At 69.2% G+C, this 21,978-nt stretch carries 18 protein-coding genes; 5 read left to right on the top strand and 13 right to left on the bottom strand.

Annotated elements, in window-relative coordinates; all coding sequences use genetic code 11:
* Window positions 1-13 precede the first annotated feature (13 nt).
* The 3 genes from ACFVV5_RS12785 to ACFVV5_RS12775 are packed head-to-tail and all read right to left on the bottom strand — an operon-like array spanning window position 14 to window position 5,030.
* The gene (locus tag ACFVV5_RS12785; RefSeq protein WP_387244366.1) at window positions 14-1,294 is read right to left on the bottom strand and encodes an acyl-CoA dehydrogenase family protein; all 1,281 of its coding nucleotides are present in this window, start codon (window positions 1,292-1,294) and stop codon (window positions 14-16) included.
* Window positions 1,291-3,417 carry a biotin carboxylase N-terminal domain-containing protein gene (locus tag ACFVV5_RS12780; RefSeq protein WP_387244363.1) on the bottom strand — a complete coding sequence of 709 codons (2,127 nt, stop codon included), beginning with the start codon at window positions 3,415-3,417 and terminating at the stop codon, window positions 1,291-1,293. The genes ACFVV5_RS12785 and ACFVV5_RS12780 overlap by 4 nt, the downstream gene beginning before the upstream one ends.
* 5 nt (window positions 3,418-3,422) lie before the next feature.
* Window positions 3,423-5,030, bottom strand: a complete 1,608-nt coding sequence (locus tag ACFVV5_RS12775) for a carboxyl transferase domain-containing protein (RefSeq protein ID WP_387244360.1) — start codon at window positions 5,028-5,030, stop codon at window positions 3,423-3,425.
* Window positions 5,031-5,122: 92 nt separating this feature from the next.
* Here ACFVV5_RS12775 and ACFVV5_RS12770 point away from each other — a divergent pair, with 92 nt between their 5' ends.
* Window positions 5,123-5,749, top strand: a complete 627-nt coding sequence (locus tag ACFVV5_RS12770) for a TetR/AcrR family transcriptional regulator (protein ID WP_387244357.1) — start codon at window positions 5,123-5,125, stop codon at window positions 5,747-5,749.
* Window positions 5,750-5,813: 64 nt separating this feature from the next.
* Window positions 5,814-8,456, top strand: coding sequence for a penicillin acylase family protein (locus ACFVV5_RS12765; RefSeq protein WP_387244355.1), 2,643 nt, complete (start codon window positions 5,814-5,816; stop codon window positions 8,454-8,456).
* A 51-nt stretch (window positions 8,457-8,507) separates the two neighbouring features.
* Here the strand turns inward: ACFVV5_RS12765 and ACFVV5_RS12760 are convergent, their stop codons facing one another.
* From ACFVV5_RS12760 to ACFVV5_RS12740, 5 genes are all read right to left on the bottom strand, one after another.
* A complete protein-coding gene (locus tag ACFVV5_RS12760; RefSeq protein ID WP_387244352.1) occupies window positions 8,508-8,759 on the bottom strand; it encodes a hypothetical protein in 252 nt (83 codons plus the stop codon).
* Window positions 8,760-8,770: 11 nt separating this feature from the next.
* Window positions 8,771-10,096: a citrate synthase gene (locus ACFVV5_RS12755; protein WP_387244960.1), complete on the bottom strand. Its 1,326-nt coding sequence runs from the start codon at window positions 10,094-10,096 to the stop codon at window positions 8,771-8,773.
* A gap of 184 nt (window positions 10,097-10,280) precedes the next feature.
* On the bottom strand, window positions 10,281-11,399 hold the full coding sequence (dapC, locus tag ACFVV5_RS12750) for a succinyldiaminopimelate transaminase (RefSeq protein WP_387244349.1): 1,119 nt from the start codon (window positions 11,397-11,399) through the stop codon (window positions 10,281-10,283).
* Window positions 11,400-11,403: 4 nt separating this feature from the next.
* Window positions 11,404-11,724: a ferredoxin gene (gene fdxA / locus ACFVV5_RS12745; protein ID WP_387244346.1), complete on the bottom strand. Its 321-nt coding sequence runs from the start codon at window positions 11,722-11,724 to the stop codon at window positions 11,404-11,406.
* A gap of 38 nt (window positions 11,725-11,762) precedes the next feature.
* Window positions 11,763-12,149: a hypothetical protein gene (locus ACFVV5_RS12740; protein WP_387244343.1), complete on the bottom strand. Its 387-nt coding sequence runs from the start codon at window positions 12,147-12,149 to the stop codon at window positions 11,763-11,765.
* Window positions 12,150-12,252: 103 nt separating this feature from the next.
* Between ACFVV5_RS12740 and efeU the strand changes: the two genes are divergently transcribed.
* The 3 genes from efeU to efeB are packed head-to-tail and all read left to right on the top strand — an operon-like array spanning window position 12,253 to window position 15,680.
* Window positions 12,253-13,137 (top strand): iron uptake transporter permease EfeU, encoded by an 885-nt coding sequence (gene efeU / locus ACFVV5_RS12735; RefSeq protein WP_387244340.1) that lies wholly within the window; start codon window positions 12,253-12,255, stop codon window positions 13,135-13,137.
* 53 nt (window positions 13,138-13,190) lie between these two features.
* Entirely contained in the window at window positions 13,191-14,372 is a 1,182-nt protein-coding gene (gene efeO, locus ACFVV5_RS12730; protein ID WP_387244337.1) for an iron uptake system protein EfeO, read from the top strand.
* Window positions 14,373-14,381: 9 nt separating this feature from the next.
* A complete protein-coding gene (gene efeB, locus ACFVV5_RS12725) occupies window positions 14,382-15,680 on the top strand; it encodes an iron uptake transporter deferrochelatase/peroxidase subunit (RefSeq protein WP_387244334.1) in 1,299 nt (432 codons plus the stop codon).
* Here efeB and ACFVV5_RS12720 read toward each other — a convergent pair.
* The 5 genes from ACFVV5_RS12720 to ACFVV5_RS12700 all read right to left on the bottom strand — a co-directional run bounded on the left by ACFVV5_RS12720 (window position 15,677) and on the right by ACFVV5_RS12700 (window position 21,918).
* Window positions 15,677-16,159, bottom strand: a complete 483-nt coding sequence (locus tag ACFVV5_RS12720; protein WP_387244331.1) for a hypothetical protein — start codon at window positions 16,157-16,159, stop codon at window positions 15,677-15,679. The two genes, efeB and ACFVV5_RS12720, sit on opposite strands and share 4 nt — an antisense overlap.
* A 79-nt stretch (window positions 16,160-16,238) precedes the next feature.
* Window positions 16,239-18,161, bottom strand: a complete 1,923-nt coding sequence (typA, locus tag ACFVV5_RS12715) for a translational GTPase TypA (RefSeq protein WP_387244328.1) — start codon at window positions 18,159-18,161, stop codon at window positions 16,239-16,241.
* 199 nt (window positions 18,162-18,360) lie between these two features.
* Window positions 18,361-18,858, bottom strand: a complete 498-nt coding sequence (locus ACFVV5_RS12710; RefSeq protein ID WP_387244325.1) for a DUF222 domain-containing protein — start codon at window positions 18,856-18,858, stop codon at window positions 18,361-18,363.
* On the bottom strand, window positions 18,855-19,835 hold the full coding sequence (locus tag ACFVV5_RS12705) for a DUF222 domain-containing protein (protein WP_387244322.1): 981 nt from the start codon (window positions 19,833-19,835) through the stop codon (window positions 18,855-18,857). The genes ACFVV5_RS12710 and ACFVV5_RS12705 overlap by 4 nt, the downstream gene beginning before the upstream one ends.
* A 223-nt stretch (window positions 19,836-20,058) precedes the next feature.
* Window positions 20,059-21,918 (bottom strand): dipeptide ABC transporter ATP-binding protein, encoded by a 1,860-nt coding sequence (locus tag ACFVV5_RS12700; RefSeq protein ID WP_387244319.1) that lies wholly within the window; start codon window positions 21,916-21,918, stop codon window positions 20,059-20,061.
* Between the last annotated feature and the right edge of the window lie 60 nt (window positions 21,919-21,978).

Raw genomic sequence — 21,978 nt, 5'->3', positions numbered from 1 at the left:
TCGACGGGTCAGCTCACGCGGTGAAGCCCAGTGCGCGCGAGATCACCATCAGCTGCACCTCGGTGGTGCCTTCGCCGATCTCGAGGATCTTCGAGTCACGATAGTGGCGGGCCACCGGATTCTCGTTCATGAAGCCGTAGCCGCCGAAGATCTGGGTGGCGTCCCTGGCGTTGTCCATCGCGGCCTCGCTGCCGACCATCTTGGCGATCGACGCCTCCATCTTGAACGGTACCCCCGCCATCAGCTTGAAGCACGCGTCGTAGTAGGCCAGGCGTGCGGTGTGCACGCGGGCCTGCATCCGGGCGATCTTGAACGCGATGTACTGGTTGGAGCCGATCGAGCGCCCGAACACGTTGCGGCTCTTGGCGTAGCGGATCGCCTCGTCGAGGCAGCCCTGAGCGGCGCCGGTGCAGAGCGCGGCGAAGGCGACGCGGCCCTCGTCGAGGGTCTGGACGAAGTTCGCGTAGCCGCGTCCGCGCTCTCCGAGGAGGTTCGCCTGGGGGACGCGCACGTCGGTGAGGGTCAGCGGGTGCGTGTCGGAGGTGTGCCAGCCGACCTTGTCGTACGACGCCTCCTGCACGAAGCCCGGCGTGGGCACCGGCACCAGGATCGCCGAGAGCTCCTTCTTGATGGAGCCGTCCGCCCGGCGCTCCTCGCCGGTGACGGCGGTGATGGTGACGAGCTTCGTGATCTCGCTGCCGGAGTTGGTGATGAACTGCTTGGTGCCGTTGATGACCCAGTCGCCGTCGCGGAGGACCGCGGTGGTCTTGGTGCCGGCGGCGTCCGATCCCGCATCCGCCTCGGTGAGGCCGAACCCGGCGAGTGCTTCGCCGCGCGCCAGCATCGGCAGCCACTCCTGCTTCTGCTCCTCGGTGCCGTGGCGGAACACCGGCATCATTCCGAGGCCGACGCCGGCTTCGAGGGTGACCCCGATGCTCTGGTCGACGCGGCCGAGCTGCTCGACGGCGAGGCAGAGCGACAGGTAGTCCTTGCCCTGCCCGCCGTACTCGACGGGCACCGGGAGACCGAACAGGCCCATCCGGCCCATCTCGGCGATGATGTCGTACGGCAGGCTGCGACGCGTGTCGTAGTCGTAGGCCGCGGGGGCGACGACGCGGTCGGCGAAGTCGCGCACCTCGTCGCGGAGGCGGCGGTGCTCGTCGGTGAGCTCGAAGCCGGCGACGTCGGTGTCGGTGGCGACGGTGCCGGTGGCCTTGGTGCCGGTGGCGTTGGCGCCGGTGGCGTTGGCGCCGGTGGGTTTGTTGGAGCCGGTGCGCGTCATCTGCATGGTCATGGGGTTCCTTCTCTCTGTGCTGCGGCCGATCGTGTCGGCTCGGCTGCTGTGCGTTCCGCGGTGGTGGGCGTTACGTTCTGGGGCTCGACGATCGCGACGAGCTGGTCGAGCTTCACGAGGTCGCCCGGCGCGACGTGCACGTGCACGCGTCCGGAGAGCGGTGCGACCAGACGGTGCTCCATCTTCATGGCCTCGACCGTGAGCACGGTGTCGCCGGCCGCGACCTCGTCGCCGGTCTGGGCAGCGACCGTGACCACCGTGCCCGGCATCGGAGAGCGCAGCTCGGGGTCGGCGGCACCGGCGACGCGAGTGAGCGTCGCGAGGTCGCGGGCGAGCCGTGTCGCGCGGTCCAGGATGCGCAGTTCGCGCGCGTTCCCGCCGTCGCCGATCCAGATGGAGGCGCCGTCGCGGGCGAGCTTTAATGCGCGCGTGACCCCGTCGACCGTCAGGACGGCGGTCGCGGGCTCGCCCGCGCTCGCCGGAGGCAGGACACGCAGGCCGGCGGTGTGCACGGGACCGTCGTCGACGGTGACCGTGGCGCTCGACGCGGCGAGCGCATCCTCGTGGCCCTCGACCCGCACGATCGCCGTTCCGAAGTCGTACGCGACAGGACGATCGTCGCCGATCCGCCACCCGGTCGGGGCCGCCCAGAGCGCACCAGCGGCGACCGGATGCTCCGCCCAGCGGTCCCGGTGCGCGACCAGCGCCGCCGCGACGAGCTCGTCGGTCGCTGGCGCGCTCGGCGCCAGCTCGGAGAAGCGCCGGTCGATGAGGGTCGTGTCGAGGCGGCCTGCACGCACGTCCGGATCGGCGAGCAGGTCGCGCAGCCAGCGGACGTTGGTGACGGCTCCGAGGATGCTCGTGTCGGCGAGCGCCGCATCCAGCCGGGCGAGCGCGGTTGCGCGATCCTCGCCCCAGGCGATCACCTTCGAGAGCATCGGGTCGTATTCGGTGACGATCGGATTGCCGGCGGCCAGTCCGCTGTCGACGCGCACGCCGGCCCCGTGCGGTTCGTGCAGGGCGAGGACCTGCCCGTCGCCCGGCAGGAAGCCCCGCTCCGGGTTCTCGGCGTAGACGCGCGCCTCGATCGCGTGACCGGTGAGGCGCACCTCGTCCTGCGCGAAGCCCAGCGGCTCGCCCGCCGCGATGCGCAGCTGCCACTCCACCAGGTCGAGACCGGTGACCAGCTCGGTGACCGGATGCTCGACCTGCAGTCGGGTGTTCATCTCCATGAAGAAGAACTCGCCGGGCGCTGCGTCCGAGACGAGGAACTCGACCGTTCCTGCGCCGACGTAGTCCACGCTCGCGGCGACCGCGCAGGCCGCCCGGCCGATGCGGTCACGCGTCTCGGCGTCGAGCAGAGGAGACGGCGCCTCCTCGATGACCTTCTGATGGCGCCGCTGCAGCGAGCACTCGCGCTCCCCCAGATGCACGATCGCGCCGTGCCGGTCGGCGAGGACCTGCACCTCGATGTGCCGGGGCGTGTCGACGAGCCGCTCCAGGAAGAGGGTGTCGTCTCCGAACGCGGACGCGGCCACGCGGCGGGCCGCACGGAGAGCCTCGGGGAGGTCGGCCGCATCCCGCACGGCCTGCATGCCCTTGCCGCCGCCGCCCGCCGACGGCTTGACCAGCACCGGGAAGCCGATCCTGTACGCGGCCTCGATCAGCCGCTCGTCGCTCAGGCCGGGCTCGGCGATGCCCGGAATGGTCGGGACGCCGTGCGCTTCGACCTCGCGTTTGGCAGCGATCTTGTCGCCCATCACGTCGAGCGCGTGCACTCCGGGTCCGACGAACACGATCCCTGCCTCCTCGCAGGCGGCGGCGAACGCGGCGTTCTCGGAGAGGAAGCCGTAGCCCGGATGAACGGCCGTCGCACCCGTCGCGCGGGCGGCGGCGAGGATCGCCTCGATGCTCAGGTAGCTCTGCTTGGCGGACGCCGGGCCGATACGCACGGCGACATCGGCGAGCGTCACGTGCGGAGCATCCCGGTCGGCGTCGCTGTAGACGGCGACCGACCGGATGCCGAGGCGGCGCAGCGTGCGGATCACGCGACACGCGATCTCACCGCGGTTGGCGACGAGCACCGTGTCGAACGGGGTGGTGTCGGGAGTCATCGATGTCATGGGGGTCACATCCGGAACAGGCCGAAGGCCGTGTCGGGCAACGGTGTGCGCGAGCACACGTCGAGGGCGAGTCCGAGCACGGTGCGCGTGTCGGCGGGATCGATGACGCCGTCGTCCCAGAGCCGGGCCGTCGAGTAGTACGGGCTCCCCTGGGTCTCGTACTGGGCGGCGATCGGCGCTTTGAACTCCGCCTCCGCCTCGGCGGACCACTCTTCGCCGCGGCCTTCGAGCTGTTCGCGTTTGACCGTGGCGAGCACGGACGAGGCCTGCGGACCGCCCATCACCGAGATGCGGCTGGCCGGCCACATCCAGAGGAAGCGCGGCGAGTACGCCCGGCCGCACATCGAGTAGTTGCCGGCGCCGAACGATCCGCCGATCACGACCGTGAGCTTCGGTACCCGGGTGCTCGCGACCGCGGTGACCATCTTGGCGCCGTTCTTGGCGATGCCGCCCGCCTCGTAGTCGCGGCCGACCATGAAGCCCGAGATGTTCTGGAGGAACACGAGCGGAACACCGCGCTGGTCGCAGAGCTCGATGAAGTGGGCGCCTTTGAGCGCCGACTCGCTGAACAGGACGCCGTTGTTGGCGACTATGCCCACCGGATGCCCGTGGATGCGGGCGAACCCCGTGACGAGCGTCGTGCCGTATTCGGGCTTGAACTCGTGGAACTCGCTCGCGTCGACCAGCCGGGCGATGACCTCGTGCACGTCGTACGGCGCCTGGACATCGGTCGGCACGACGCCGTAGAGCTCCTCCGGGTCGGCGACGGGCTCGCGCGTGGGGAGCACCTCCCAGGCCGGGGCGTCGGGCTCGGGCAGCGTCGCCACGATGTCGCGGACGATCTGCAGGGCGTGCCGGTCGTTCTCGGCCAGGTGATCGACCACGCCGGAGGTGCGGGCGTGGAGGTCGCCGCCTCCGAGCTCCTCAGCGGTGACGACTTCGCCGATCGCCGCCTTCACGAGCGGTGGTCCGCCGAGGAAAATGGTGCCCTGATTGCGGACGATCACGGTCTCGTCGCTCATCGCCGGCACATAGGCGCCGCCGGCGGTGCACGAGCCGAGCACGGCGGCGAGCTGCGGGATCTTCGCGGCCGACAGGCGGGCCTGGTTGTAGAAGATCCGGCCGAAGTGGTCGCGGTCGGGGAAGACCTCGTCCTGCATCGGCAGGTAGGCGCCCCCGGAGTCGACCAGGTAGATGCACGGCAGGCGGTTCTCGAATGCGATCTCCTGTGCGCGCAGGTGCTTCTTCACCGTCATCGGGTAGTAGGTGCCGCCCTTGACCGTGGCGTCGTTCGAGATCACCAGCACGTGCCGGCCGTTCACCAGGCCGATGCCGGCGATGACTCCCGCTGCGGGGCTCTCGTCGTCGTACATCCCGTTGGCCGCGAGCGGCGCGATCTCGAGGAAGGGACTGCCCTCGTCGAGCAGCACGTCGATGCGCTCGCGCGGCAGGAGTTTGCCACGGGCCACATGACGTTCGCGGGAGCGCTCGGGTCCTCCGGCCGCCGCAGTGGCGAGGCGGCTGCGCAGGTCGGCCACGAGGGCGCGTTGAGCCGCCTCGTTCTGCTCGTACCGGGCATCCGTCGCGCTCGTGGCGCTGGTCAGCGTTGGCATCGCATGATCTCCATCGACATTCAGTTAGTAGCTGCTAACTCGGTTTTAGGTTAGTGTTCATTAACCGAAAAGTCCAGCAGGTGGAGCCGAACATGACCGAAGTCGCAGAGAGCACCTCGACCGAGGCGCGCCCGACGCAGCGCAGCCAGGCCAAGGCCGACCGCCGCGCCGCCCTCCTCGAAGCCGCGGCCACCTTGTTCGCGGAGCGCGGTTTCAACGGGGTCTCGATCGAAGACCTCGGCTCGGCCGCCGGCGTCAGCGGCCCGGCCGTCTACCGGCACTTCGCCAGCAAGCAGGCCGTGCTCGGCGCACTGCTGGTCGGAGTGAGCGAGCACCTGCTCGGCGGAGGCACCGAAGTCGCCACCGCCGCGTCCGACCCCGCCACGGCGCTTCGCACTCTCATCGCCTTCCACGTGGACTTCGCGCTCACCGAGCCCGACACCATCCGCGTGCAGGACCGTGACCTCGACGCCCTCCCCGAGTCCGAGCGGCGGGCCGTGAGGCGGCTGCAGCGGCGCTACATCGAACTCTGGATGGAAGTCCTCGCAGCACTGCACCCCTCCGTGCCGGCCGGCGAGCTCCGGATGCGCGTCCAGGCCACCTTCGGACTCATCAACTCCACCCCGCACAGCGTCCGGGCGGCGGGGACGAGCATCGACGCCGGCGCGGCGCGACCCGTGCTCGAGCGGATGGCCTGGGCCGGCCTGAACGCGCACTGACCGGCGTCACCCTCATGCGTTACAGTCGCAGGACAGCTAGCGCAACCACGAGCGAAGGAGTGCTGTGGGGGACGATTCGCCTCGCCTCAGGCGGCACCACCGGGTTCTGAGGTTCATCGGCATCGTGGTCGCGGTGCTCCTCGTGGTCGTGGTGATCGCCGGCGGTCTCGGCTTCTGGACCGTGGTGCGATCGTTCCCGCAGACCTCCGGGACGATCGACGTCCCCGGGTTCGAGAAGGCCGTCACCGTGTACCGCGACGATGCGGGCATCCCGCAGATCGAGGCTTCGACGGCCGACGACCTGTTCCGCGCGCAGGGCTTCGTGCACGCGCAGGACCGGTTCTGGGAGATGGACTTCCGCCGGCACGTCACGGCCGGGCGGCTCTCCGAGATGTTCGGCCCGAGCCAGGTGCCGACCGACACCTTCATCCGCACGCTCGGCTGGCGCTCCGTCGCCGAGAAGGAGGTGAAGCTCCTCGACAAGACATCGCTGCGCTACTACCAGGACTACGCCGACGGAGTGAACGCCTATCTCGCGACCCACAGGGGCCCTGAGCTGTCGCTGGAGTACGTCGTGCTGGGCCTCCAGAACCCCGGATACTCCCCCGAGCCGTGGACGCCGGCCGACTCCGTCTCGTGGCTGAAGGCGATGGCGTGGGACCTCCGCTCCAACCTCGAGGACGAGATCGACAGGGCGCTGCTGTCGGCCAAGCTCTCTCCCACCCAGATCGCGCAGCTGCATCCGGAGTACGCGTTCGGGCAGCATCCGACGGTGACCGCCGAAGGCGCAGGCGACCCGGCTGCGACGACTCCCGACGCGAAGCCGAGCGGCACGGCGGCGGCGTCCGGGGCGGCGCCTTCGGCGCCCGCGCAGCAGACGACCGCGCAGCAGACGACCTCGCAGCAGACGCAGACGCCACCGCAGTACGGCGCCGCACTCACCGAGCTGGCCTCTTCGCTCGACGCCCTGCCCACGCTGATGGGCCCGGCGGGCAGCGACATCGGCTCGAACTCGTGGGTCGTCTCCGGCGCGCACACGGCCAGCGGCAAGCCTCTGCTGGCCAACGATCCGCACCTCGGCGCGGCGATGCCCTCGGTCTGGTACCAGGTCGGTCTGCACTGCCGGACCGTCTCCGCCGACTGCCCGTTCGACGTCGCCGGGTACAGCTTCTCCGGACTCCCGGGCGTGATCATCGGTCACAACGACCGCATCGCGTGGGGCTTCACCAACCTGGGGCCGGACGTCGCCGACCTCTACGAGGAGAAGGTCACCGGGAACACCTACGAGTACGACGGCAAGCAGGTTCCGCTGACGATCCGCAGGGAGACCATCGAAGTCGCCGGAGGCGAGCCGGTGCATCTCACCGTGCGCTCGACGCGGCACGGCCCGATCGTCACGGACCTCAGCGACGGCTTCGCCGCCATCGCCAAAGACCAGGCCGGCCGGCTCAAGGTCCCGGCCGAGAAGTTCCAGCTCTCGCTGCAGTGGACCGCCCTCACGCCCGGCCCGACCGCCAGTGCGGTCTTCGCCTTCGACACCGCGACCGACTGGTCGAGCTTCCGCGCAGCCGCCGCGAAGTTCCAGGTGCCGTCGCAGAACCTCGTCTACGCCGATGTCGACGGGAACATCGGCTACCAGGCGCCCGGACTCATCCCGGTCCGAGCATCCGGAGACGGGACCATGCCGGTCCCCGGCTGGACGAGCGCGTACGGCTGGACGGGCTACATCCCATATGCCGACCTGCCGTCGGTGCGCAACCCGCCGAGCGGGTACATCGTCACCGCCAACAACGCGGCGGTCGGACCGGAGTACCCGGAGCTGATCACCCGCGATTGGGACTACGGGTACCGCGCCAACGAGATCCAGCTGCGGCTGCACGCCCTTCTCGCGTCGGGGAAGAAGGTCACCGCGGCCGATTTCGCGGCCATCCAGTCCGACAAATACGACGCGAACGCGGCCGCTCTCGTGCCGATCCTGCGCGCGATCGGCACAGCCGCCGATCCGTCGTCGGGCGCCTACCAGGGAGCGCGGCTGCTGGCCGGCTGGAACTACCACGACGACGCCGACAGCGCCGCGGCGGCCTATTTCAACATCTTCTGGCGCAACCTCCTCGTCGACGCCTTCGGTCGCAAGCTCCCCGCTGCGGCGCCGCCCGTCGGCGGAGACCGCTGGTTCGCCGTCGTGCAGAGCCTCGCCGCGCAGCCGGACTCCCCCTGGTGGACGGACAAGAAGCTCGGCGTCGCCGACCGGGACGAGATGTTCGCCCACGCTGCCGACCAGGCGTGGTCCGAGGCCAACCGCCTCCTGGGCGGCGACGCGGCATCGTGGCGGTGGGACCGCATCCACACCCTCGAACTGACCAATGCCAGCTTCGGAACTTCCGGCATCGCACCGATCGAATGGCTCTTCAACCGCGGCCCGTATCCCGTCGGCGGCGGCTCCAGCGTGGTCGACGCCGTGGGGTGGGACGCGTCCGTCGGCTACGGGGTCGACTGGCTGCCCTCGATGCGGCAGGTCATCGACCTCTCGGACTTCGACAAGAGCACCTGGGTCAACCTCACCGGAGCATCCGGGCACGCCTTCAACGCGAACTACGCGGACCAGACGCCGTTGTGGCAGCACAACAAGACCCGGCCGTGGCCGTTCAGCCCGAAAGCAGTGAAGGGCGCGGTGGATCAGACGCTCACGCTGCGACCGACCGGCTGACCTGCGGATCGCGGATTGCGGGCCGGCTGCTGGCCGGCGGCCGGCACGCTGCTACTCGGTGGCGTCGCGGACGCGGTTGCGTGCGGCTGCCAGGAGCTTGGCGTAGTCGGGCCGGAACGGCTCCTCGAGGGTGCTCTCGAGCCCCGCGTGGATGTCCCACAGCACGCGCTGCTCCGCCTGGTCTTCGAGCGGGAGGTCGCCCGCCTCATCCCGGTGCGCCAGCCACTCGAAGAGCACCAGCGCCTCGTCGTGCGACAACTCGATGCTCACGCCGTCTGGCTCATCGCCGGAATCGTCGGTCATGGTGTCGCCGATCAGCGGGTGCCCGGCCAGGAGCGCTCGTCGCTGCCGACGTAGAGCTGCTGGGGGCGCCCGATCTTCGTGGCGGTGTCGGTGTTCATCTCGCGCCAGTGGGCGATCCAGCCGGGAAGCCGGCCGATCGCGAACAGCACCGTGAACATTCGCGTGGGGAAGCCCATCGCTTTGTAGATGACGCCCGTGTAGAAGTCGACGTTCGGGTAGAGCTTGCGGTCGATGAAGTAGGAGTCGGCGAGCGCGACCTCCTCGAGCTCCTTGGCGATGTCGAGCATCGGGTCGTGCACGCCGAGCGCCGCGAGGACCTCGTCGGCGCTCTGCTTGACGAGCCGGGCGCGCGGGTCGAAATTCTTGTAGACGCGGTGTCCGAAGCCCATGAGCTTGACACCCTCTTCTTTGTTCTTCACCCGCTCGACGAACTTCTGCACGCTCTCACCCGAGTCGCGGATGCCCGCCAGCATGTCGAGGACGGCCTCGTTGGCGCCGCCGTGCAGCGGGCCGTAGAGGGCGTTGATGCCGGCCGAGACCGAGGCGAAGAGGTTGGCCTGGGTGGAGCCGACCAGCCGCACGGTCGAGGTGGACGCGTTCTGCTCGTGGTCCTCGTGGAGGATGAGGAGCCGCTCCAGCGCCTTCGAGAGCACCGGGTCGACCTCGTACGGCTCGGCCATGGTGCCGAAGTTGAGGCGCAGGAAGTTGTCGACGAAGCTCAGCGAGTTGTCGGGGTAGAGGAACGCCTGACCGACGCTCTTCTTGTGGGCGTAGGCCGCGATCACGGGCAGCTTGGCCAGGAGGCGGACGGTGGAGAGCTCGATCTGCTCCGGGTCGTGCACGCTCAGCGAGTCCTGGTAGAACGTGGACAGCGCGGACACCGCACTCGAGAGCACCGACATCGGGTGGGCGTCGTGCGGGAGGGCGCCGAAGAAACGGCGCAGGTCTTCGTGCAGCAGGGTGTGGCGGCGGATCCGCTCGTCGAACGCGGCGAGCTCCGACGGGGTCGGCAGCTCGCCGTAGATGAGAAGCCAGGCCACCTCGAGGAACGTGGAGTTCTCGGCGACCTGCTCGATCGGGTAACCGCGGTAGCGCAGGATGCCCGCATCGCCGTCGATGTAGGTGATCGCCGACTTCGTGGCGGCCGTGTTCACGAAACCGTGGTCGAGGCTGGTGAGCCCGGTCTGGCGGGTGAGGCTCGAGAAGTCGATGCTGGAGGCGCCGCTGGTGCTCGACAGGATCGGGAACTCGGCGGAACCACCGGGGAAGGTGAGCGTGGCCTTCGGCTCGGCGCCCGGCGCCGGCTGAGCCTGGGCCGCTTCGCTCGGCGCGGCCATGGTCTGGTCGGGCTGAGTCCGCGCCTGCTCGGTCGATGCCTTCTCGGTGCCGAGTCCGCTCACAACGCCTCCTGGGTAGTGGGATGGTTCGCGCCGTTCGTGGCAGCGCTGCAAAAGTCGTGCGGATACAGCCTAACGGCCGACCCGGGCAACTGTCGCATCGTGCAAATGGCGCCGATCGCCGTTAGAGGGAGTCTCCAACGGCCCGCAGCCGGGTCGCCGCGGCGGCGATGCGCTCGTCGGTCGCGGTGAGCGAGAGGCGCACGTGCCGGGGGTGGAAGTCGCCGTAGAAGACACCCGGTCCGGCGAGGATGCCGAGGTCGGCGAGCCGACCGATGCTCTCCCACGCGTCACGCCCCTCGGTCGCCCAGAGGTAGAGTCCGGCCTCACTGCGGTCGATCCGGAATGCCGCGGATTCGAGGGCCGGCTTGAGAACGGCACGACGGGCGCGGTACCGCTCGCGCTGCAGCTGCACGTGGCCGTCGTCGCCGAGCGCGACGACCATCGCGGCCTGCAGCGGCGCCGGGAGCATGAGGCCGGCGTGCTTGCGCACGGTGAGCAGCCGGCCGAGCACGGTGCGGCAGCCGGCGACGAAGGCGGCCCGGTACCCGGCGAGATTCGACTGCTTGCTGAGCGAGTAGACGGCGATGACGTCGTGGCGGTCGTCTCCGATCACCCGCGGATCGAGCACGCTCGGAATGCGCTCGGCGTCCCACGGAGCATCCCAGCCCAGCTCGGCGTAGCACTCGTCGCTGGCGACGATCGCCCCGAGCTCCCGGGCGCGGGTGACGGCAGCCCGCAGCTCATCGACCGACAGCACCCGGCCATCCGGATTGCCCGGGCTGTTCAGCCAGACGAGCCGCGTGTTCGCGGGCCACTCGGCGGGATCGTCGCTCGCGATCGCCTGCGCGCCTGCCATCGCGGCGCCGATCGCGTAGGTCGGGTAGGCGGCTCGCGGATGCACAACGGCATCCCCCTCGCCGAGCCCGAGCATGAACGGCAGGAAGGCCACCAGCTCTTTGGAGCCGATGGTGGGCAGCACGTGGTCGACGGTGAGCCCGGTGACGCCGCGACGGCGCTCGAACCACTCGACGACGGCCTCGCGTAGCGCCGGGGTGCCGACCGTCTGCGGGTAGGCGTGGGCGTCCGTCGCCGCGGCCAGGGCGTTCCGGATGAGGTCGGGCGTCGGGTCGACCGGCGAACCGATCGACAGGTCGACGAGACCGTCTACGTGCTCCCTGGCCCGGGCGGCGAACGGCGCCAGCTGGTCCCAGGGGTAGTCGGGGAGCTCTCCCAGCGCCACGGGGCTAGTGCGCCTGGGGCGGGAGGGCGGCGATGAGCGGGTGGTCCTTGGCGATCACGCCCACCTTGGCGGCGCCGCCGGGCGAACCGATGTCGTCGAAGAACTCCACATTGGCCTTGTAGTAGTCGGCCCACTGCTCGGGGAGGTCGTCTTCGTAGTAGATCGCCTCGACCGGGCACACCGGCTCGCACGCACCGCAGTCGACGCACTCATCGGGGTGGATGTAGAGCGACCGTTCGCCCTCGTAGATGCAATCGACCGGGCATTCGTCGATACAGGCCCGGTCTTTCACGTCGACGCAGGGGAGGGCGATGACGTAGGTCACAGTGCAGGGTTTCCCTTCGCGAGAGTTACTCGTCCAGCTTAGGCCGTTTCGGTGCGAGGAGCGCGGCGCCGGCGAGCTCCCAGGTCGGGCCAGGCGAGCACGATCGCCGCGATCACGATGGGACCGGCCAGCCAGAGCTGGCCGAGCACGTTGTCCGGGATGAGCACGGAGCCCCCCGCGCTCTTCTGCGTGAAGAGCAGCACCACGGCGATCGTCCCGAGCGCCGCGATCAGCGCCGGGATGCGGCTGCTCGCGAGCAGCCGGAGCCCCGTCAGCAGCGAGGCGAACGCCGTGAGCGAGGCGACGAGGGCCCAGGGCCAGTCGATTCCCGCGTGCACCGTCGACTGGTGCGCGATCGTGCCGACGCCGCCGATCACCGCGCCCGCGAGGAAGAGCAGCACGTAGGTGACGATCCGGCTGAGCATTCTCGAATCCTACCTAGACAGATCGGGGATGAGTTGTTTAGAGTCGATTGGGTAAGGTTAGCCTTACCAACATCCCCCCGACACTCCATTCCGAAAGTCCACTGTGCTCGCGAACTACCTCATCGGCCTCCGCGAAGGCCTCGAAGCGGCCCTCGTGGTCGGCATCCTCGTCGCCTACATCGTCAAAGTGAAGCGTCAGGACGTTCTGCGAAAACTCTGGTTCGGCATCGGCGTGGCCGTGGTCGTGCCCCTCGGTCTCGGCGCCCTGCTCACCTGGGGACCGTACGGCCTGAGCTTCGAAGCACAGGAACTTGTCGGCGGCGGCCTCTCGATCGTCGCGGTCGGCTTCGTCACCTGGATGATCTTCTGGATGGGCCGGACCGCCCGCTCGATGAAGAGCACCCTTCACAATCGGCTCGACGCCGCGCTGCTCGGAGCCGGCTGGGGAGTCGTGATCGTCGCCATGCTGAGCGTCGGCCGCGAGGGGATCGAGACCGCGCTGTTCGTCTGGGCCACGGTCGCCTCGGTCGGCGGCAGCTGGGAGCCGGCCGTCGGCGCCCTGCTGGGCATCCTCACCGCCGTCGTCCTCGGCTACCTGCTCTACCGCGGGTTCGTGAAGATCAACCTCGGCACCTTCTTCACCTGGACCGGAGGGTTCCTGATCCTGGTCGCAGGCGGCGTCTTCGCCTACGGCATCGGCGACCTGCAGGAGGCGGGCCTCCTGCCGGGAGCGGGCATCCACGCCTACGACATCAGCGGGATGATCCCGGCCTCCAGCTGGTACGGCACCGTTCTGCAGGGCATCGTCAACTTCAATCCGTCCCCCACCTGGCTCCAGATGGGCGGATGGGTCGCGTACATCGCCGTGGTCACCTGCTTCTACGTGCGGCAGCACATCGCCGGCTCGCCGCGGCCCGTCCGGGCCCCCGCGTCAGCGCCCGCGGACACGCCCGTCGCCGAGTCCGCGGCCCAGACCGTCGCCTCCTGACCGCTCGGCCGAGCATCCCGAGCACCCGAATCACCGAGGAAGAAACCATCACCATGCCCAGAAGACGTTCCATCGCCGCACTCACCGGCACCCTGGCCGGCGCCGCGACGATCGCGCTCGCCCTCAGCGGCTGCGTTCCGAACCGCGCGTCCGCCGACGCAGAGGCGCTCGCGGTCGCCCTGACCGACACGAAATGCACCGTGTCGCAGAACTCCGCTCCGAGCGGTGCGATCACGTTCCAGGTCACCAACACGGGCACCGACGTGAACGAGTTCGAGATCCTGGCGAGCGACAAGCTGCGCATCGCGGGCGAGAAGGAGAACATCGGCCCGGGCACAACCGTCAACTATGTCGTGCAGCTCCCCGAGGGCGCCTACTTCACCGCCTGCCGCAAGGGCATGACCGGCTCCCCCGCGCACCTCGCCGCCTTCACCGTCACCAAAGGGACGGGCAAGACGTCGACCGCCGACCAGTCCAAGCAGGTCGACCAGGCCGTCACCAACTACATCGCCTACGTGAAGGAGCAGACCGCTCAGCTGGTCACCGCCACCGGCTCCTTCGCCACCGCCTACGAGGCCGGCGACGACGCGGCCGCCCGTTCGCAGTACGCCTCGGCGCGCGCGTTCTACGAGCGCATCGAGCCCACCGCCGAGCAGTTCGGCGACATCGATCCGGCGCTCGACCTGCGCGAGGCCGACGTCGAGAGCGGCCAGGCCTGGACCGGCTGGCACCGCATCGAGAAGGACCTCTGGGCGCCGGCCGGGTTCACGCCTTCGGATGCCGCCACACGTGAGCAGCTCGGCACGCAGCTCGTCGCCGACACCCGGAAGCTGTCGGATCTGGTCACGGCCAAGGACTTCACCCTTACCATCGACCAGATCTCCAACGGAGCGATCGGCCTGATGGAGGAGGTCTCCCGCAGCAAGATCACCGGCGAGGAGGAGACGTTCTCGCACACCGACCTGTGGGACTTCCAGGCCAACGTCGAAGGGGCAAATGTCGCCTACGGCATCGTCCGCGGGATCGCCGACAGCAAAGGCCAGAACGGCAAGCAGATCGTGTCGAAGCTCGACACCGAGTTCGCCGCGATCCAGAAGCTGCTCGCCCAGTACAAGAAGGGCGACGGGTTCGTCAGCTACACCGAGCTGAGCACGAGCCAGGTCAAGGAGCTCTCCGACGAGGTCAACGCCCTCAGCGAGCCGCTCAGCCAGCTCACCTCCATCATCGTCAAATAGGGTCTCCGAGTGAGCGCTGAACAACCCGTACAACCCGCACCCGCCGAGCCCGGGCTGTCCCGTCGAGGACTGCTCGGGCTCGCGGGCGCCACCGTCGGGGCCGGGATCGTGGGAGTCGGCGCCGGAATCGCGATCGACCGGACCATCCTCGGGGCGACGACCCAGCCGGCAGACACGTACCCGTTCTACGGCGAGCACCAGTCGGGCATCACGACCTCGGCTCAGGACCGGCTGCACTTCGCGGCCTTCGATGTCGCGTCCGACCTCGACCGCGCCGGACTCGTCGAGCTGCTCCGGGACTGGACCGTGGCGGCCGCGCGGATGACTCAGGGCAAGCCCGCCGGAAAGTACGGACCGGCCAGCGGCCCCCTCGACGCTCCCCCGGATGACACCGGCGAGGCGCTCGACCTCCCGCCGGGCGGCCTCACGCTGACCTTCGGCTTCGGGCCGACGCTCTTCACCGCGGCAGACGGGCGCGATCGCTTCGGCATCGCGTCACGCCGACCCGCGGCCCTCGTCGACCTGCCCCACTTCCCCGGGGATGCTCTGCTCGACGCCTACGTCGGGGGCGATCTCTGCGTGCAGGCCTGCAGCGACGACCCTCAGGTGGCCGTGCACGCGATCCGCAACCTGTCGCGCATCGCATTCGGCCGCGCGTCGATCCGCTGGTCGCAGCTCGGTTTCGGACGCACCTCCTCCACGACCAGGGGCCAGACGACGCCGCGCAACCTCTTCGGCTTCAAAGACGGCACGGCCAACATCAAAGCCGAGGACACCGCGGTCGTCGCCGACCAGGTCTGGGCGTCCCGATCGGACGGAGCCGCCTGGATGGGCGGAGGGTCCTATCTCGTGGCCCGCAAGATCCGGATGGTCATCGAGACCTGGGACCGCCAGCAGCTCGGAGAGCAGGAGCGCATCATCGGGCGCGACAAGGGCGAGGGCGCTCCCCTGTCGGGCGGCACCGAGTTCACGGAGCCGAACTTCCTCGCGGTGTCGTCGAGCGGTGGAACCAAGATCGACCCGGACTCGCACGTCCGGCTCGCGCATCCGAGCACCAACAGCGGCGCCCAGCTGCTGCGTCGCGGCTACAACTTCGTCGATGGGAACGACGAGCTCGGCCGTCTCAACGCCGGGCTGTTCTTCATCGCGTTCCAGAGCGATCCCCGAAAGCAGTTCATCCCGATCCAGCAGCAGCTGGCGCGCAGCGACGCGATGAACGAGTATCTCAAGCACGTCGGGTCGGCGATCTTCGCCGTGCCGCCGGGCGCGCGCGAAGGGTCGTACGTGGGTTCCGGGCTCTTCGCCTAGCTCGACGGAGCCGGCGAGGGCGACGGCGACGGCGACCCGGAGTCGCTCGGGGAGACGGAGTAGTTCGCCACCCAGCCGTTGTCGCCCGCACCGGTCACCACGACGAGCACGCCGTATCGGCCGTCGGTGAACGTGCCGGTCCCTCCGTCGGCTGTCGTGCTGCGGAATCCGCCGGTGAAGCCGGCGTCGGTGAGCTGCGTGGAGATGTCCTTGTAGGCCGAACCGCCCGGCACCTTGACGGTGACGTTCCAGACCTTCTTGTCGCCGGAGCCCACCGAGGCGCCCAGCACGATCTCGCCCTGGTAGAGCGGTACGGCCGACGGGAAGTCCGCGGGGACCTTCTTGCCGCCGATGTCGACGTTTCCGCCGGTCACGTCTTTGACGATTCCTTCGACGCCGCAACCGGTCAGCGCCGGCGCGACTCCGAGGGCGAGGATGATCGCCAGTGGAACGCCGACGAACGCGCGTGTCCTGTTCATCGCCCTACCTCTCCATCGCACGGCCCGGATGCTCGGCAGGATGCCGTGAGCATCCTGCCGAGATCAAGCGTACGTGGGATCAGGCGTTCTGGTCCTGCTTCTTGAGACGCGACGTTGCCCGGGCACGGGCGTTCGCGTCGAGCTCGACCTTGCGGATGCGGACGACCTCCGGAGTCACCTCGACGCACTCGTCTTCGCGGGCGAACTCGAGGCTCTCCTCGAGCGTCAGCTGGCGCGACGGAGTCATCGACTCGAAGTTGTCGGCTGTCGACTGACGCATGTTGGTCAGCTTCTTCTCCTTGGTGATGTTCACGTCCATGTCGTCGGCGCGCGAGTTCTCGCCGATGACCATGCCCTCGTAGACCTCTTCGGTCGGGTTCACGAAGAAGGTCATGCGCTCCTGGAGAGCGATGATGGCGAACGGGGTGACCACACCGGAGCGGTCGGCCACGATCGAGCCGTTGCTGCGGGTGACGATCTGGCCGGCCCAGTCGTCGTAGCCGTGCGAGATCGCGTTGGCGATGCCGGTGCCTCGCGTCGTCGTGAGGAACTCCGTGCGGAAGCCGATGAGTCCGCGCGACGGGACGATGAACTCCATGCGCACCCAGCCGGTGCCGTGGTTCGCCATGTTCTCCATGCGGCCCTTGCGGCTGGCGAGGAGCTGCGTGATCGCGCCCAGGTACTCCTCGGGCGCGTCGATCGTGAGGTGCTCGAACGGCTCCTGCAGTTTGCCGTCGACGCGCTTCGTGACCACCTGCGGCTTGCCGACCGTGAGCTCGTAGCCTTCGCGACGCATCTGCTCGACCAGGATTGCGAGCGCGAGCTCCCCGCGGCCTTGAACCTCCCACGCGTCGGGGCGGCCGATGTCGAGCACACGGAGCGAGACGTTGCCGACGAGCTCGCGGTCGAGGCGGTCCTTGACCATGCGCGCCGTGAGCTTGTGGCCCTTCACCTTGCCGACCAGCGGCGAGGTGTTGGTGCCGATCGTCATCGAGATCGCGGGCTCGTCGACGTGGATCGCCGGCAGCGCACGGATGTCTTCGGGGTCGGCCAGCGTGTCGCCGATCATGATGTCGGCGAAACCGGCGACCGCGACGATGTCGCCCGGACCGGCGCTCTCGGCCGGGTAGCGGTCGAGGGCTTTGGTGATCATGAGCTCGGTGACGCGGACGTTGTGCACGTCGCCGTCGTGGCGGACCCACGCGACCGTCTGGCCCTTCTTGAGCGTGCCGTTGAAGATGCGGAGCAGGGCGAGGCGGCCGAGGAACGGCGACGCGTCGAGGTTCGTGACGTGCGCCTGCAGCGGAGCATCCGGGTCGTAGGACGGAGCGGGGATGTGCTCGAGGATCGCCTCGAACAACGGCTCGAGGTCGTCGTTGTCGGGCAGCTCGCCGTTGGCGGGCTGGTTGCGGCTCGCAGCACCGTTGCGGCCGGACGCGTAGACGACCGGAACGTCGAGGATCGCGTCGAGGTCGAGGTCGGGCACGTCGTCGGCCAGGTCGCTGGCCAGCCCGAGGAGCAGGTCCTGGCTCTCGCTCACGACCTCCTGGATGCGGGCATCCGGGCGGTCGGTCTTGTTCACGGCCAGGATGACGGGGAGGTTCGCCTCGAGCGCCTTGCGCAGCACGAAGCGCGTCTGCGGCAGCGGGCCCTCGCTCGCGTCGACGAGGAGCACGACGCCGTCGACCATGGACAGGCCGCGCTCGACCTCGCCGCCGAAGTCGGCGTGGCCGGGGGTGTCGATCACGTTGATCGTGATGGGGCCTTTGTCGGCGTGCTTGCCGTTGTACGAGATCGCCGTGTTCTTGGCGAGGATCGTGATGCCCTTCTCACGCTCGAGCTCGTTCGAGTCCATCGCGCGCTCCTCGACGTGCTCATGCGCGGTGAAGGAGTTTGTCTGCCGGAGCATGGCGTCGACCAGCGTGGTCTTGCCGTGGTCGACGTGGGCGACGATTGCGACGTTGCGCAGATCATCGCGGTGGGCGACGGCGTTCTCGGACATGCGTGAAGACTCGACTCTCGGTCAGAAGTGTGGTGGGAAACATTCGATTCTATCAAGGATTCGGTGGGGGCTCAGACGGGTGCCCAGACGGATGCGCAGACGGATGCGCGGACGGATGCGCGGCGGGATGCGCGGCGGGATGGGCAAAAACGCCGTTGCGACCGCTTCGGTCTCGGTCCCGCTCGGAGCGGCGCATCGCTCAGGCCGCCGGGCGCAGCCGCAGCCTCAATCGCAGCCGGACGCCGATGCGCGGTCTGCGGTGGGGGTCGACATGGGCAGGCGGAATGAAGGCGGGCAGGCCGTCGACCATTCGGATCTCCCAGCCGTCATCGTGGATGCGATGGTGGTGTGCACCGCACAGAAGGACGCCGTTGGTGAGGTCGGTGGGGCCGGTGTGGGCGTCCCACCAGCGGATGTGGTGGGCTTCGGTGTACGAGGGCGGATGCGGGCATCCGGGCCACGCGCAGCCTCCGTCGCGTTCGGCGAGGGCGATGCGCTGCGCCCGGCTGAACAATCGTCGCGCCCGCCCGAGGTCGAGGACTTCCGACCCACCGCCGAGGACGACGGGGATCATCGAGGCGTCGGCGGCCATCCGGCGCACCGTCCCCGCACTCACGGGCGAGCGCACTCCGTCGATCTCCCCCGTGCCGCGACCGGACCGCAGTGCCTCCCAGTCGATCCGCACCACGACGGTCACCGGGGGCTTGCCGTTCGCGCCAGGATCCGCGCATGCCGCGAGATGCCGGAACCGTCGGTCGCCGCATCCGAGCACAGCCGCGCCTGTGTGCGGGTTTCAGGAAGCTCCTCTGCCCCCTCCAGTTCGCGTGCCGCGGGGTCGGACTCGCTCGCCGCGGGGTCCGACTCGCTCGACGCAGGGTCGGACGCGTTCGCCCCGGACTCGTTCAACCCAGGAGCGCGCTGTTCGAAGCCACCGGGGTCTCTGAAGCGCACGCGTCGCAGCTCGTGACCGACCATCGCGTCGATCGCGGACACGACGAAACCCGCGGACTCCGGGTCGAGGTACCAGTCGACGTGCGTCATGCCGTCGTGGGTGGTGCTGATGGCGAGGGATCGCCGGCGTCGCTGCCGGTGCTCTCGGGGCAGGACCCCGTCGTCGTCGAGGCGGTCGCGCACCTGCACGGCGACGGCACGAAGTTCGGCCACGGACAGATTCGGCGCGTGCTCGACGAGGAGCCTCTCACCCTGCTCGAGGTCGCCCGGACTGCAGGCGCAGGCGGCCTTCTGCAGCTCCCGCACGATCACACCGGCGTGATCGATGCTCAGCGACAGCTGCGACTCTCGAAGCGACGCGCCGATCGCGCGGGCGAGCAGCGGGAAGCGCGGCGGCAGGATCTCACCGACGAGACTCGTGCGTTCGGCTGTGGCTTCTCCGACCTCGCAGAACTGCCGGGCCGCTCGAAGTGGAACGCGCCACCGCTCGCCGACCAGCGCCGCCGGACTGGTCTGACCGGCCGCGGTCACTGGATTGCCGGGCCCGGCGACGACTGGCCGCGAGACGAACTCGCCGACGACTCCCACCTTCACGGCATCCAGCACGGCCTGGACATCGCCCAACGTGGTGAGCGCCCGGAGGAGATCGTCTCGCGTCAGCGACGCGGGCACGGTGAGGGCGGCGAGTGCCTCCCCGAGTGCCGCGGCCGGTGTGCTGGTCATGGATCCAGTTCATCATGAGCCACTGACATTGTGAAGAGCATAAATGCACTCTCATCAGGCTTTTCCCTGTGGATAACTTCGACCTCGGCTCCCTGTCGAGGAGCCATCTGTGGAGGAAGGTTGCGCCCCACGTCGCGCGCCACACGCAACTGCAGAGAGTGCCCCGACGCACACCGCGTCGAGGCCCTCGAACTGACTGCAGGGGGTCAGTGCTCCCGGAGACTCACAGCCCCTGGGCGACCGGCGGCTCCGGCTCGTGCGCCAGGTCGACCTGCGGCACCGCCTCGGCCTCGTCGGAGCCAGCGGCCAGGAGCTCGAGTCGCAGGGCCCGGCGGGCGCGCTGCTGGTCGGGGTCGGGCAGCGGGACGGCCGCGAGGAGGCGCTGCGTGTACGCCTCCTTCGGGTAGCGGAGGATCTCGTTGCGGGAACCGACCTCGACCAGGTTGCCGTGGTGCATGACGGCGATGCGGTCGGCCAGCACGTCGATGACGGCGAGGTCGTGGGTGATGAACAGGCAGGCGAAGTTCATCTCCTTCTGCAGCTGCTGCATCAGCTCCAGCACGCGGGCCTGGACGGAGACGTCGAGGGCGCTCGTGGGCTCGTCGGCGATCAGCACCTGCGGCTCCAGGGACAGCGCGCGGGCGATGCCGACGCGCTGCTTCTGGCCTCCGGAGAGCTCGTGCGGGAACCGGCTGCGGTAGGCCCGCGGCAGTTCGACGCTGTCGAGCAGGCGGTCGACCTCCTTGGCGAGGCCGGCGCCTTTGAGGCCCTTGGCCAGCAGGAGCGGCTCGCCGATGCTGTCGGAGATCTGGAGGCGCGGGTTCAGCGACGACGACGGGTCCTGGAAGACGATGCCGACGTTGCGGTGCAGCTTGCGGATCTCGTCGCGCGAGGCGTTGCTGATGTCCTGACCGGCGACGACCAGCTTGCCGGAGTGGATCGGAAGCAGACCGATCGCGGCGCGGCCGAGGGTGGTCTTGCCCGAGCCGGACTCGCCGACCAGGCCGACGACCTCTCCCTCGTGGATCTGCAGGTCGATGTTGCTCGCGGCGCGGAAGGCAGGGACGCGGCCGTGCTTGGGGTACTCGATCGCCACATCCTGGAAGTCCACGACCACCTTGCGCGGATCGGCGATCGCCTCCTCGTGCGCTGCGCGGGCGATGCGCTCGTTGACGGCGATGCGCTCGGTGAACTCGGGGTCGGTGCTCTCGGCGCCGGCCGCCAGCGCGGCGGTGGTGTCGATCTCCTCGTCGCCGCGCTGACCGAGGTGCGGCACGGCGTTCAGCAGGGAGATCGTGTACGGGTGCTTCGGGTTCTCGAAGACCTCTTTGACCGTGCCGCCTTCGACGATGTCGCCCTTGCGCATGACGACGATGTTGTCCGCGAGGTCGGCGACGACGCCCATGTCGTGGGTGATGAGCAGGATGGCGCTGTCCAGCCGGTCGCGGAGACTGCGCAGCAGCTCCAGGATCTCGGCCTGCACCGTGACGTCGAGGGCCGTCGTGGGCTCGTCGGCGATGAGCAGTTTGGGGTCGCACGAGATCGACTGCGCGATCATGGCGCGTTGACGCTGACCGCCGGAGAGCTGGTGCGGGTACGAGTTGAACGCCTTGACGGGGTCGGGCAGCTCCACCATGTCGAGCAGCTCGAGGGCGCGCTCCTTGGCCTGGTGCGGCGACATCCCGAAGTGGATGCGCAGGGTCTCGATGATCTGGAAGCCCACGGTGTAGACGGGGTTGAGCGCCGTCATGGGCTCCTGGAAGATCACGGCGACCTGACGCCCGCGCACACGGCGCATCTGCGGCTGGGTCAGCCCGGTGAGCTCGCGGCCCTCCAGCTTGATGCTGCCCCGGGTGCGGGAGTTCTGCGGCAGGAGGTCGAGGATCGCCATCGAGCTCGCGCTCTTGCCGGAGCCGGACTCGCCGACGATCGCCAGCACCTCACCGGCCTTGATCGAGTAGTTGAGCTTCTTGGCCGCCGGAATCCAGACGCCGTCGACGCCGAAGTCCACCGAGAGGTCGGTGACTTCGAGGACCGGGGCGTCGAGCACGACGCCGGCCTGACCGGGGATGGTGTCGGTCATGAGTTGTTCCTTTCGCGAGCGCCGGGGATCGCCCGGCGGCTCCGGTCGCGTTTCGGTGTG

It is taken from the genome of Leifsonia sp. NPDC058248 (assembly GCF_042881905.1).
Classification (GTDB): Bacteria; Actinomycetota; Actinomycetes; order Actinomycetales; family Microbacteriaceae; genus Leifsonia.
The sequence above is the reverse complement of the archived record's forward strand: the minus strand, read 5'-3'. Positions and strand labels throughout refer to the sequence as shown.